Origin of the sequence: Microcystis aeruginosa FD4 (genome assembly GCF_009792235.1) — a bacterium.
Lineage (GTDB): Bacteria > Cyanobacteriota > Cyanobacteriia > Cyanobacteriales > Microcystaceae > Microcystis > Microcystis viridis.
The window spans coordinates 1,600,710-1,614,059 of sequence record NZ_CP046973.1; the positions used below are offsets into that span (position 1 = coordinate 1,600,710).

At 43.6% G+C, this 13,350-nt stretch carries 11 protein-coding genes and 2 pseudogenes; 7 read left to right on the forward strand and 6 right to left on the reverse strand.

Going from position 1 to position 13,350, the window contains the following annotated elements:
• Positions 1 to 189: 189 nt before the first annotated feature.
• Positions 190 to 1,381 (reverse strand): annotated as a pseudogene (locus GQR42_RS08190) (ISAs1 family transposase).
• A 115-nt stretch (positions 1,382 to 1,496) separates the two neighbouring features.
• Between GQR42_RS08190 and GQR42_RS28500 the strand changes: the two are divergent.
• A complete protein-coding gene (locus GQR42_RS28500) occupies positions 1,497 to 1,934 on the forward strand; it encodes a hypothetical protein (protein ID WP_233271323.1) in 438 nt (145 codons plus the stop codon).
• A 16-nt stretch (positions 1,935 to 1,950) separates the two neighbouring features.
• Here GQR42_RS28500 and GQR42_RS08200 read toward each other — a convergent pair whose 3' ends face one another.
• A complete protein-coding gene (locus tag GQR42_RS08200) occupies positions 1,951 to 2,163 on the reverse strand; it encodes a transposase (RefSeq protein ID WP_199273290.1) in 213 nt (70 codons plus the stop codon).
• 339 nt (positions 2,164 to 2,502) lie between these two features.
• On the opposite strand from GQR42_RS08200, the gene GQR42_RS27600 reads away from it, so the two are divergent.
• From GQR42_RS27600 to GQR42_RS08220, 4 genes and pseudogenes are all read left to right on the forward strand, one after another.
• A complete protein-coding gene (locus GQR42_RS27600) occupies positions 2,503 to 2,838 on the forward strand; it encodes a hypothetical protein (protein WP_199273291.1) in 336 nt (111 codons plus the stop codon).
• A gap of 355 nt (positions 2,839 to 3,193) precedes the next feature.
• Positions 3,194 to 4,484: pseudogene (locus GQR42_RS08210) on the forward strand (M16 family metallopeptidase).
• Positions 4,485 to 4,608: 124 nt separating this feature from the next.
• On the forward strand, positions 4,609 to 5,469 hold the full coding sequence (locus tag GQR42_RS08215) for a fructosamine kinase family protein (RefSeq protein ID WP_158199585.1): 861 nt from the start codon (positions 4,609 to 4,611) through the stop codon (positions 5,467 to 5,469).
• A gap of 35 nt (positions 5,470 to 5,504) precedes the next feature.
• Complete coding sequence (locus GQR42_RS08220) at positions 5,505 to 6,095, forward strand: Uma2 family endonuclease (protein WP_158199586.1); 591 nt, start codon at positions 5,505 to 5,507, stop codon at positions 6,093 to 6,095.
• On the opposite strand, the gene murG is transcribed toward GQR42_RS08220, so the two are convergent.
• Positions 6,077 to 7,150: an undecaprenyldiphospho-muramoylpentapeptide beta-N-acetylglucosaminyltransferase gene (gene murG / locus GQR42_RS08225; protein WP_158199587.1), complete on the reverse strand. Its 1,074-nt coding sequence runs from the start codon at positions 7,148 to 7,150 to the stop codon at positions 6,077 to 6,079. The genes GQR42_RS08220 and murG overlap by 19 nt on opposite strands.
• Before the next feature lie 77 nt (positions 7,151 to 7,227).
• Between murG and GQR42_RS08230 the strand changes: the two genes are divergently transcribed.
• Complete coding sequence (locus GQR42_RS08230; protein WP_158199588.1) at positions 7,228 to 8,034, forward strand: nuclear transport factor 2 family protein; 807 nt, start codon at positions 7,228 to 7,230, stop codon at positions 8,032 to 8,034.
• A gap of 362 nt (positions 8,035 to 8,396) precedes the next feature.
• Here GQR42_RS08230 and GQR42_RS08235 read toward each other — a convergent pair whose 3' ends face one another.
• The 3 genes from GQR42_RS08235 to psb32 all read right to left on the reverse strand — a co-directional run bounded on the left by GQR42_RS08235 (position 8,397) and on the right by psb32 (position 10,864).
• The gene (locus GQR42_RS08235; protein WP_158199589.1) at positions 8,397 to 9,215 is read right to left on the reverse strand and encodes a transglutaminase-like domain-containing protein; all 819 of its coding nucleotides are present in this window, start codon (positions 9,213 to 9,215) and stop codon (positions 8,397 to 8,399) included.
• Positions 9,216 to 9,436: 221 nt separating this feature from the next.
• Positions 9,437 to 10,036: a hypothetical protein gene (locus tag GQR42_RS08240; protein WP_158199590.1), complete on the reverse strand. Its 600-nt coding sequence runs from the start codon at positions 10,034 to 10,036 to the stop codon at positions 9,437 to 9,439.
• 144 nt (positions 10,037 to 10,180) lie between these two features.
• Positions 10,181 to 10,864, reverse strand: a complete 684-nt coding sequence (psb32, locus tag GQR42_RS08245; RefSeq protein ID WP_158199591.1) for a photosystem II repair protein Psb32 — start codon at positions 10,862 to 10,864, stop codon at positions 10,181 to 10,183.
• A 408-nt stretch (positions 10,865 to 11,272) separates the two neighbouring features.
• On the opposite strand from psb32, the gene GQR42_RS08250 reads away from it, so the two are divergent.
• The gene (locus GQR42_RS08250; protein ID WP_158199592.1) at positions 11,273 to 13,282 is read left to right on the forward strand and encodes a GAF domain-containing hybrid sensor histidine kinase/response regulator; all 2,010 of its coding nucleotides are present in this window, start codon (positions 11,273 to 11,275) and stop codon (positions 13,280 to 13,282) included.
• Positions 13,283 to 13,350: the final 68 nt, after the last annotated feature.

The window sequence follows — 13,350 nt, forward strand, 5'->3', positions numbered from 1 at the left end:
AATCGCCTGTTGATGGAGTTTTCAAATTCTGAGGGGTTGGGTCTAAAATTTGATGACTAAATCAGGCTTTGACCTGCACAAGGATATAGAATTTCTGGTTTTGCCAGTTATTCTGGCTACCTCATCTACTCAGTTCCTGAAATTCCCAAAAGTATTAGCCAATTATAAGATTAACATCTACCTCCTCTCTCAGTCAACGGCACTGGCCGCTAAGATTTTTACCATGAAATCATTGTTCATGCTTGCCGTATAGCGTTTCATCTTCAGGCTCTTCTTGGAAGGCTCTCGCTTGAGCAAATTCACACTGAGGCGACGCAACAGCCCCAGGTTTTCCGCTCCATAGCCCAGGCGAATCCGACTGGCATCTTCATTAAAAGTGACATCGAGTACCCAGTGCTGGCTATTTTCGATACTCCAATGGGAGCGAATGACACGGGCGTGTTTTTGGGCATCCTCTGCCAAGCTACTGATGAAGAAGCGTACTTCCCTGGTGGTTTTATGACCCAAGCGGCGGACGCTGCGCATCATGACCACAGTGGTCAAGCCCGGCCAGAGGTTTTGGCGATGTAAAGGGGGTAATCGGGACACTGGCACCGCCCAAATTTGACGGGTCTCAAGGCGATGATGTCCAGATTCCACCGTCTCCTGGAAGCTGTATTCAATCCCCTGCCAATCCCCGGCTACTGCTTGCTCAAACCACCCTTCTACTTGTGGGAACAGCTTGCCTTGGTTGCCCTTGAGGGCAAAAACATAATCTCCTCCCCCTTCCTTGATTTGCTTGGCTATTTCTGTCTGGGTTCCCATCGCATCCAAGGTAACTATTGCTCCCTTGAGGTTGAGCAATTGCAGCATCCGCGGCACGGCGGTAATTTCGTTGGATTTGCTCTTGACTTTTTCTTGGGCTAGAACCAAGCCATGTTCGCTACTCCAGGCACTTACTGTGTGCAAAGCTTTCAGATTTTCCTCCCGGTCATAAGAATTTCTGCCCGTTTTCCCATCTATAGGGATTAGTTCTATGTTCAACTTCTCTGTGATTTCTCTTATCACCCGCCAGGAATCCCGACTGTAATTGCTTGGGTTCTAGCATGGCCAGCACTCGCCCAAAGGTATCGTGGGACGGTATGCCATTCGGGAGGTCTAAAAATGTTTCCAACCAAGACTGCTTCGCTTGTCCGTAGGCTTCTATGGCGGCAAAACCATCGGCACCAGTCAACACCGCCAAGATAGCGATGGTAATTATCGAGACTAGGCTATGATTGCGCCCCCTGTCCGCTCTGGGGTCTTCTAGATGCTGAAAATGTTTCAAGACACTGTTTCTTAAAACCTTTGCCTCTCGCTCTTGCTTCGGGTGTAAAATTAGGGGGGCCAAACCTTCTGCCATGCTCAACTGCTACACTATGTAACTTTTTACTTCCTCTCAGATTAACTTATATCAGCTCGTCCTGCTAGGCACGACATTCAGTCACCTCTGTCTGTTACATTTTATACAAAACGACGTGCGATTACCCTGGTATATTCTGACTAACTTTGGAGATTTAGACACGGCAATAATTGCCTATCAAAAAAGATTTGATATTGAGGAGATGTTTCGAGATTTTAAGTCAGGAGGCTATAGCTTAGAAGGTTCTCAATTAGCACCGCAATACCTATCAAAGCTGATAATTGTTATAGCTATCGCCTATACAAGTGCCACAATGCAAGGTAAAAAAATTAAGGATATGGGAATCCAAAAATATGTCACAAGACCTGAAAAAAGATATAAAGGTCAACGCAGACACAGCAGTTTTTATGTGGGTCAACATCTCTATCATTGGCTCCAGCTACATCAAATGTTCCCAAAAAATATAGAAGAGCTAATGCAAATTAGCCGCTATCGGTTGAAGGATTACATCAAAGGACAAAGAGCTATATCGCTTGCCCTATCTACCTTCTAGCTCGCTTGTCCCCCTCTCAGCTTCTCCACTGTTTATCATGCCAGAACACGGTGGAGTAGGTCGGGAAATCTTTCGGGAGGTCCCGCCAATTACAGCCATTTTTGAGTTGATAGAAAATCCCATCTAAAATCTGTCGTTTTGTCCATTTTGGGGGACAAGTCAATTTCTTCTTTGGCAATAGCGGTTCTACGAGCGACCACTCTTCATCCGTCATACTACTTGAGTACATTTAGCTGACTCCTCCTTTGATTTTTTGGGACGACTAGACGGTGACGCATTCACAAAACGGGGTTCAGACTAAAGTATTGCCGTTAAGCGCCGCCAGAGACTCTCTCCCCTGAAACCTATAATGGACAAGGTTTTCGCTTCACCTTTTCAGTAAGGGCATCTACATTATAAAAAATACCAAATGGGTTCTATAGTCGCCAACCGATGGCTGAATATTGTTTAGAACACCATTTCAACTTTATTTTTGTCTGTTTACCCTCATCCCATCCGACTCTTTATGAGTGGGTCTCCTTCCTGGAGGCGAATCGAGAAGTCAAAACCACTCAACAGCGACGTTGGAATGGGCGCTACTTGGAAATTTGGGACTATCGTTATCTCAATCAAGTCCCCGGAGCGAGAACAACAACCCGCCCTAGAGGTCAATTGGTGTGAGGTGACAATTAAGCGCGAGTCGGATGGTCAACTTCTCTATCGCAATAGCTGGATTACCAACCACAACCTGACTCCCCAACGGGTCTTTCTGGTGTGCGCTGCTGGACGGAGCCGTTGGCGAACCGAAAATGAGAATCACAATGTTCTCAAAACTCGGGGCTATCATTTAGAACATAATTTTGGGCATGGTCAGCAACATTTGTCCTCTTTTCTGCTGACCCTCAACCTTCTGGCTTTCTTATGACCTACCGTTCTCCATCTGGTCGATGAACGCTATCAACGGGCTCGGATTCAGCGAGGGACTCGCCGGGGCTTTTTTCAAGATGTTATTTGTCTGACCAAGTATCTGTTGTTTGAAAGCTGGCATCACCTTCTAGACTTTATGCTCGTTGATGCCATCCCTAGGGCTCTCGTTAATTCTTCTTGATGTTGGATTGGGATGTACATGGCAAAAGCGTTTTATATTCCGTATTATTTGCTACATTCTGAATTTGGAATTGCTGGCCAACACCTGATCTTGTTTGCGCTGTGAAAGTCTGGGACTACAATAGAAAAAAGTGACAATTTTTGCCAGAGTGATTACCGAGGACTAATAAAGAATGACGGCTATCCTAGGGAAACCTGCCACACTTAACACTCCGATTCTGCACCGTCTTGCCAATGGTTTAACGATTATTGCCGAAAGTCAACCGGTAGAAGCGGTTAATCTCAATGTTTGGCTGCAGGTCGGCTCGGCCTTAGAATCGGATCAGATCAATGGGATGGCTCATTTTCTCGAACACATGGTTTTTAAGGGAACCCGTAACTTAGACAGTGGTGAATTTGAACGGGCGATTCGAATCGAGGGGAGCGGTGACTAATGCCGCTACTAGCCAAGAATACACCCATTATTACATTACCACTGCCCCGCAGGACTTCGCCCATCTGGCCCCGCTCCAGCTAGAAGTGGTTTTAGAAGCTTTAATTCCCGATGAAGCTTTTGAGCGGGAAAGACAGGTTATTTTAGAAGAAATTCGTCGTTCTCAGGATAATCCCCGTCGTCGCACTTTTTATCGCACCATGGAGACTTGTTTTCAAGTTTTACCCTATCGTCGTCCGGTCTTGGGTCCGACGGAAGTGATTGAAAATCTTACTCCTCAACAAATGCGCGATTTTCATCGGACTTGGTATCGTCCCGAATGGATGACGGTGGCGGTGGTGGGTAATTTGCCTGTAGATGATTTAATGGCTATTGTAAGCGATTCTTTGGATAGTTTAGGCAGTAAAGGCAATTCTAGACCGATTTCCCATCCTATCACTAATCTACAGCCCGAAGCTCCTTTTAACGAGATTATCCGTCAAGAATACGAGGATGAAAATTTGCAGCAGGCCCGCTTAATCCTATTTTGGAAAGTGCCAGGGTTGAGAGACTTAGAAAAAACCTATCCTCTCGATGTTTTAGCGGCTATTCTGGGTCAGGGCAAGGTATCGCGATTATTTCAATCTCTGCGGCAAGAAAAGGGCTTAGTTTCCCAAATCACTGCCAGTAATATGTCCCAGACAGTGCAAGGAGTGTTTTCTGTGTCGGCCCAATTAGCCTCGGAAAATATCGAACAGGTGGAGAGCGAGATTATATCACAGATTGGAAAAATTCAAAAGGAAGCTGTGACAGTTTCTGAATTGGAACGAGTTAAAACCCAAGTGGCCAATCGGTTTATTTTTAGCAGTGAAAGACCGAGCGATCGAGCCAACCTTTACGGTTATTATCATACTCAGATCGGTGATTTACAACCAGCTTTTTGTTATCCCCAAGACATTGAAGCCCTCACTTTAGAGGATATTCAAAATGCCTGTCAAGAGTATTTAAATCCTAACGCTTACGGTGTGGTTGTGGTGAGACCAATTCAGTGAACAGGGAATGGGGAAATGGGGAAATGGGGAAATGGGGAAATTTCAACCAAAACCCTAACACCCTAACACCCCAACACCCTAACACCCCAACACCCGACTCCTGACTCCTGAATTCTGATAAACCATGTGGACTCAAATTGCTCGACATATTACCCAAACCACGGAAAAACCTTTTGGAATTGAGAAAAGTCATCCCGTTAGTGGTGGCTGCATCAATCAGGGTTATGCCATTAGTGGCAATGGTTTAATTTATTTCGTCAAGATTAACCAAGCGAACCAAGAGGCCATGTTTGCTGCCGAAGCTTTAGGATTAAAGCAAATTCACGCTACCAAGACTATTAGGGTTCCAGAGCCAATTTGTTGGGGAATTGCTGATAAGTCGAGTTATTTAGTGCTAGAGTGGTTAGAATTCGGCGGTGGCAATAGTCAAAGCTGGGAAAAAATGGGGCGAAATTTAGCTCGTTTACATCAAGTTTCCCTGTCCGATCGCTTTGGTTGGCATTGTAATAATACCATTGGTTCTACTCCCCAGATTAATACCGTTAGTAACAGTTGGGCGGATTTTTTCGCTCATCAGCGTATTGGCTATCAATTAAGACTTGCGAAGGAGCGCGGCGGCAATTTTCCCGACGAGGATCAAGTTATTCCCGCTATTAGCGAGATTTTGAGTCATCATCAACCCCATCCCTCCCTCGTCCACGGTGATTTGTGGTCGGGAAATGCGGCAATTACCGTCGATGGGGAACCGGTAATTTTAGACCCTGCCACCTATTGGGGAGACCGGGAGGTGGATTTAGCCATGACGGAACTTTTTGGCGGTTTTCCGGCGGCTTTTTATCGGGGTTATAACGATGTTTTCCCCCTCGATGCCGGTTATCAAAAGCGCAAAACTCTTTACAATCTCTACCATATTCTCAACCACTTTAATTTATTTGGTGGTGGTTACGCTTCCCAGGCCAATCGGATGTTACAGGAAATTCTTTAAGGGTTTTACTTGTGAATATTTACCGAAGATAAGTTATGTCTATTCGAGAAAATACTGTGATGAAAACTCCAGAGACAAAAGTATGGACTGATGCAGAATTTATGGCGTTATCTGACGATGGTAATCGTTACGAATTGGTCAAGGGAGAGTTAATTAATATGGGCAATTCTGGGGCTTTACATGGTTATATTGCCATTATTTTAAGTGCTGCTTTATTCGCCTTAGTAACATCTCGAAAACTAGGGGTATTATTGGACTCCAGCACTGCTTTTACTATGAAAAATGGCAATAAACGCTCTCCTGATATAGCTTTTTTTGCTAAGGAACGTCTGCAAGGATTGGAAGAATTGCCGATGGGTTTTCTAGAAGGTGCGCCAGATTTAGTGGTAGAAATTCTCTCTCCCGGCAATACAGTAGCAGAAATTGAGGACAAAATTGTCGAATATTTTGCCAACGGTACTCGTTTGCTCTGGGTTATCAGTCCGGGTCAACACTATGTCTTAGTTTATCGTTCTGGGTACGAACCGGAGCGATTATTAAAATCAGGAGATTTTTTGGAGGGGGAAGATGTGGTTCCGGGGTTCACTTTTCCCCTGGCCGATTTGTTTCAAAAACTATCTTTTTGACTCTTTCTTCTCAACAAATCGGCTAATAAATCGGCGCTATCACTAATAGCTAGATGGGAAGCTTGTTGAGCCATGGCGGCCAATTTTTCGGGATTAGACCATAAATCGAGGACTAATTCGCTTAAAAACTGAGCAGTTAACTCATTTTGACGATAAAGATAAGCGGCTTGAGCTTCAGCGAAAACTTGGGCATTATAGAACTGATGGTCTTCGGCAGCAAAAGGATAGGGAATTAAAATCGAAGGCGTACAAGTGATCGCTAATTCTGTTAAAGTGCCGGCTCCAGAGCGACTGATAGCCAGATTAGCTCTTTGCCATAATCCCGCCATATTGTCGTAAAAAGGCCGGGAAAAATAGTTAGAATGGCGCAAACTATCTGCTTCGGGGTCGTTTTCTCCCGTGAGATGCACGATATAAATACCTTTTTCTAACCATTGGGGAGCGCTTTGTCGGACAATTTGATTAAGAGCCACGGCCCCTTGAGAACCACCGGCAACGACAATTAAAAAAGCATCCTCTGGAATCGGTAAATCTAGGGACTGGGGAATGAGAAACTGCTCTCGTACTGGTGTACTAACCCAAGTGGTGCGAGTGCCGGGTAAATAGCTGGCGGTTCCCTGAAAACCGAGGGCAACCGTATCGCACCAGCGACCGAGAACTTTCGTGACTTTGCCAGGTATGTAGTTAGATTCGTGTAGGATGACGGGAATATTGGCTAAACGAGCCGCTAAAATGGTCGGGCCTGCGATATAACCCCCGGTGGTAAAAACTGCCGCTATCTGACGTTTTTTGATTAAACTACGCACTTGCCAAATGGCCCGCAGTTGACCGAACAGAATCTTAAGAGTTTTTAACCCGAAACGGGTTTGAAACCCCTCAATGGGGATGCTGTGCAGGGGATAGGTTTTTGGAACTAAGGACTGTTCCAGACGGTCTGGAACTCCTAACCATTCAATCTCGTAATCCGGCAAGCGCTCGGCCAGGGCCAAAGCGGGAAATAAATGACCACCAGTACCACTAGCGGCAATCAAGAGACGGGTTGGAGTGCGTGCCATAATTCGAGAGAGGGTAAATTCAGTCCTAGAATGAAATAATCTACCATAGTTATCGATCCTTACACAAACTATCACTAATGCGTAACTTGAACACAATCCCCGATAAATTTTTTCGCCAATCCCTCAATTTTTCCCTATCGTTGCTGTTAGGTTTGGGGTTAACTTTCACCCTCGCTACCGGCCTGCGAGCCGAAAAGCCAGAAACTGCTCCAGCTAATTTAAAAACCCTTATCTCCAAAATCGAAACGGCGGCTAACGAGCGAGATATCAAGCAATTAATGGAGTTTTATAGTCCGAAATTTACTAACTCTGATGGCTTGACCTACGAAAAAACTAAAAAGGCTTTAACTCATTTTTGGGAACGTTATAACAATCTACAATACACCACGACTCTCGAATCTTGGAGTCGTTCCGGTGATAAGTTAACGGCCAATACAATTACTAAAATTACCGGGACGGGAAAGGTGCAGGGACGAGTGGTGGGAATGAATGCTACGATTCGTTCTCGTCAACAATTTCAAGGCAATAAACTTGTTTATCAGGAGATTTTAAGCGAGAGAGTTGAGTTAAGCACCGGCAAAAATCCCCCCAGTGTTCAAGTGAGAATTCCCGAAAGGGTGAAAGTGGGTCAAGAATTTGATTTTGATGTGATTATCCGCGAACCTTTAGGGGATGATTTATTGGCCGGAACGGCGATCGATGAGAAAGTAGATATTGAGCGTTATATTAATACAAAGCCTCTAGAATTGGAATTATTACAGTCCGGCGGTTTATTTAAGCGGGTAAAAGCCCCGGCAACACCAGAAAATCGTTGGTTATCGGCGATTTTAATTCAAGGAGATGGGATTGTTGTCGTTACTCAACGGGTTAAGGTAGAAAAGTAATTTTTATCTGGGTTTTGCGGCAAAAAGCTTGTTGGTGGGGTGTGGGGTTTTATTCCCCCCGTTCACTCCAATGACTGGCACTTTCAGGCAATTTAATCCTTATTTTTGCCGTTTTTGAACCCTCAAAAATTAATTAGGGTCTGCTGAAAAAGTTTTTCGGTGGGGGTAGGGTGTGGGGTGTGGGGTGTGGGGTGTAGGGTTTTACCGATTTTCAGGTGGTCAACTACCTAATTTTCAGGGAAAAAGTACCTCAATTTTCCCCCTGATCACTCCCATGCCTGGTACTTTTTGATTGACAAAAAGTCTAAAAGTCTTACCCAACAAGGTTTTTAGATTTATTCAGCAAACCCTAAATACTCTGATTAAGCATAGAGGTGAGAAACATCGCTCGTCCATACTTTAAATTTTGTTAAATTTACTTGACCAAAAGACGTTGTTAGGGCAGCATCGACGGCATCTAAGCCGCGAGTCATTAAAATTCGCCCGATTCTGGGGGTGTTATGACGAGCATCAAAAGTGTACCATTGATGGTCTAAATAGACTTCAAACCAAGCACTAAAATCCATCGGTAGAGGTTGGGGAGAAATACCGATATCTCCGAGATAACCGGAGACATAACGGGCGGGAATATTTAAGCAACGGCAAAAAGTCAAAGCTAGGTGATTAAAATCGCGACAAACCCCCGTTCTTTCCCGATAGACATCATAGGCGGTTTTCGTCACCCGCGCGTATTCGTAACCAAAACGAATGTGACTATGAACCCAATCACAAACCGCTTGTACTCTTGCCCAACCGGGGGGAGTTTGTCCGAAAAGTTCCCAGGCAATTTCCGAAAGCAAATCTACTTCACAATAACGGCTACTCATTAGGTAGGGAAAAACTTGGGTTGGTAACTCTGCTAGAGGAATTTCTTGGGCATTCCCATTAACTATATCGGGTTTCCATTCATTCTCGATAACTGCTTCATTGTGAATGCGAATCTGTCCGGCGGGTAAAATTAGACGACTGGTGCGATTACCGAAGCTATCTAAAAATTCTTCTATTTTTGTTGCCGGTTCCACCTGCAAATTTTCCGATTGTCTAACTTGATCTAAAATTGAGGGGTGTAGATAAAGTTTTAACAACATGACCAAGGGTAAAGGGGCATCAAAGCCAAATTCGTAACCAACATGGATTAACATTAGTCCTCCTATCTAGATGAAATTTTGTCAGGATTGGTAGAGATGAAACGCCAATAATCGCCAGACTGAAAAAAGTTAGGCCTGACTACTTGGTTAAAAGTTTGAGGAGAAAGTAATAGCCAAGCTGAAAACCGATAAGCTTTGTACGGATTTTTTTTATTGTAAACTGCTTCAAATAAAAGCTTTGTAACTTTGAACACAAGCCATCGGCAGGATTAGAGCTATCGAAAAGAGTCCGGGGTAAATGGTTCCTCTAATAGACGAATTTCAATGGGGATGTAGGCCAGTTTAGCAAAAATCTTTTGTTGATGACTGACGGGCCACCATTCGTAAAGAAAAATTTCTAAAGGTCGCCAGAGGGCCACCCAACCACTAATTAATAGTCCTTCTTCTAAGAAGTGAATAAATGTATCGCTGCCAAAACGACTAATTAATTCGCTGAGACTCAAACAAACAAAAAGAAAGGAGAGACCAATTATCAAAGATACGCGTCCCTGTCGCCAAATTGTGCGTAATTTTCTTTGTTCTCCCTGTTGGCGATAGTCAAAATAATTATGTAAAGCTGAGGGTAACAGAAGTCGGGCGGTATTCTGTTCGTTACTGGGAAGATAAAAGACTAATTTAAGGGAAGTATTTAGGGGAAATTCATCAACAGAGTTAATAATATAATTTTCGGCATTATCGTCTAAATCTCTATCTAAAAATGGCGAAGGATCGAGAGAATTAAAGACTTGCTGTAACTGATTAAGTTTAATTTCAATTAAGTAAGTTCCTTCCTCCTCTCGATAATAGGATTGTAGTTTATTTACCAGTTTAGACATTAGTTATTAATGTTAAGCAAATGGGGTGAACTGATCCAACTAAAATCTACTACTATAAGTCACTTTATCTTGCTCATACAGGCTGAGAATTGAGCTATCTGTGAGAATATTTTAGCTGTATCAGTCCCAGATAATTAATTTAATTTAGCGACCAAAACCAGCGTACCAAAAATAGGTGGCCATCGGGATTACTGTGGCTAAAACCAGTAAAACTATCACCCAAATTGTGGCACTTTTATCGTCAGTTTCTTCTGCGGTAGTAAAGGTACTTTCGATATTAATTGTCGCTACTTCCGGCGGTCCGGGATCCGCTTCTCCAGAAAGTACCGCCGTTAGACGACGACTAGCATCGAGTAAAGCTTGATTATATTTTCCCCCATCTTTGAGGGGAACTGCCATAGTTTCCGAGAGGATACTATCAGCAATAGCATCGGTTAATAGGGGTTTTGCTTCCTCCCCAACCCGCATAGCAGTTTTATTGGTTAAAGTATCAAGAACGATGATAGTTTGATTGCCACGATCTTCGGGGTTAGGATACCATTCTCTCAAGATATCATCGGCTAAATTGTCAATTTTTTGACCGTAATCCAAGCGCCGGACTACCACCATTCTCACTTCCTGGCCGGTTTTTTCGGCGAGGTTTTTCAGGTCTTTATTTAATTTTCCCTCGTTAGCGGCACTAATGGCCGAAACAGGATCGACTACATAAGTGGGCGCTCCGGGGCTTAAAATAGGAAGGTCATAGACTCCCATGGCAGCAGCCGGTGACAGGGAAACACCCAAGACTAGACAGCAGGAGAGAAGGAGAGAAGCTAATAATTTGAGCATATTGATTCGGTAAAATTCCTATAGAACATAATAGGGGAAAAGTTGACTGTTTTTTGATTAGGGAGACAGGAGACGGGAAGTGGGGAAGTGGGGAAGTGGGGAAGTAGGGAAGTGGGGTGTAGGGTGGGGAGCATCTCACCTTTGTAACCCCTAAATTAGGTTTTTATGTCAAGCTATTTTGAAAGCCTTGCTAGAAACCAGTTTTATGGATAAGTATAATTACTCACTTGCATAAATGAGATGCTCCCGTAGGGTTGTGGGGTAGTGGGGTGATGGGGAAATTCAACTAATACCCTAAAACCCTACAACCCCCAAACCCTTTTAACTGATAACTGATAACTGATAACTGATAACTGATAACTGATAACTGATAACTGATAACTGATAACTGATAACTGATAACTGATTATGAGTGATTTTGAGGAACTAGAGTCTAAAAAACGGGAAAAAGCCCTAGAAATGCAGGCACATCGCGATAATTTGCTCTCGCGGGTGACAAGATTACTAATTTCTCAAGATATCCACTTGGCGATCGATCATACCCTAGAACTGCTCTGTCAATTTACCCAGAGTGCGCGCTGTTACATTATTCAATATTCCACCTGTCGTCAGCAGTGGAGTATGGTTTATGAATACTGTCACCCCGACTATCCGCAAGTTATCCCGATTCGGGAACAATCACAAAATCTCTCGACGGAAACCTTTCCTTGGTTTTCGGAACAATTATTAAACGGTATTCCAGTTAAACTGAACTCTTTAGACGATTTACCCGCTACTGCTATCCCTGAAAGAACTATTCTCGCTCATAGTCCTACTCCCTGTCTCTTAATCGTTCCCATGTGGGATAGTTGCGGGGTAACGGTAGGCTATCTGGGATTGGATGCAAGTGCAGAAAAGCAATGGACAAAGGAAGATGTCACCTTTGTGCGGTTGCTGGGAGAATTAATTGCGATCGCACAAAGTAGATATGAAGCGGAAAAAGAGTTAAAAGAAGCTAAAGAAGCGGCAGTTAAGGCAAATAAAGCTAAAAGTGAGTTTCTAGCTAACATGAGCCACGAATTACGCACTCCTCTTAATGCTATCTTGGGTTTTACTCGCTTAATATCCCGGGATAGCAGCATCAGCAGTGAATATCGGCAATATTTGGAAATTGTCAATCGTAGCGGGGAACATTTACTAGAGTTAATCAACGATATTCTAGAAATGTCGAAGATAGAAGCGGGAAGAACGGTTTTTAACCCTAGTAATTTTGATTTATACGCTCTTTTAGATAATATTGCCGAAATGCTCCGTCCACAAGCGCAAGCAAAAGCTTTAAGTTTAATTTTTGATCGCAGCTCTGATCTGCCTCAATATATATGTACTGATGAAAGTAAATTGCGACAGGTGTTCATCAATCTCTTGGGTAACGGATTGAAGTTTACCGAGTCGGGAGGGGTAACTCTCCGGGGAAAAGTAGGGGAGAAAAGAGGAGATTATCAGCGATTGCTCTGGGAAATTGAAGATACAGGCGCAGGAATCGCCCCAGAGGAGATTTATAAGCTATTTCAACCCTTTAACCAAACGGAAACGGGACGAAAATCTCAACAGGGGACAGGATTGGGTTTACCTATCAGCAAAAAATTTGTTGAGTTGATGGGAGGTGCGATCGGAGTTAGTAGTATTCTGGGTCAAGGAAGTATTTTTAGTTTTGATATTCAGGTGGGTTTGGTGGGAGAAAATGAGATTAAAACCGAAACCAATAGGGCAAAAGTTATCGCTTTAGCCGAAAATCAGCCTAAATATCGCATATTAGTCGTCGATGATCGACCGGAAAGCCGTTTACTATTGCTGAAACTCCTGGCTACCCTAGGATTATCCGTGCAAGAGGCCGCTAATGGGCAAGAAGCGATCGCAATTTGGCAAGCATGGCAACCTCATCTTATCTGGATGGACATGAGAATGCCAGTGAAAGACGGTTACGAAGCAACTAGGGAAATTCGGCAGTTAGAGGCTGATAATCGCGGAAAAACGGTAATAATGGCCCTAACTGCCAGCGCTTTTGAAGAGGATCGCGCCTTGGTTATTGCCGCCGGTTGTGATGATTTCGTGCGTAAACCTTTCCGAGAGGAAGTTATTTGGCAAAAAATGGGCGAATATTTGGGATTAAAATATATTTATGCCGACAATGAGCCAAATCAACCCAATTATTCGCCAGTTTTCCTCGATTCCCTGCAATCCCTATTAAAATTAATCAATCCCGACTGGATTAGACAATTGCAACAAGCGGCGCGAGAATGTGATGATGAAAAAATTATCGCCCTAACCGCAGAAATTCCCCCCGATTATGCTACCCTTGCCCAAGGTTTACAACAGTTAGCCAGAGAATTTTCCTTTGATGCGATCGAAACCATAATTAGAGATTTAAACATATCTTAAGAGAGTATTTTATCTATATCTCAAAAACGTGATATTCTAAAGGCATAAATCCCTAAATATGGCAATTT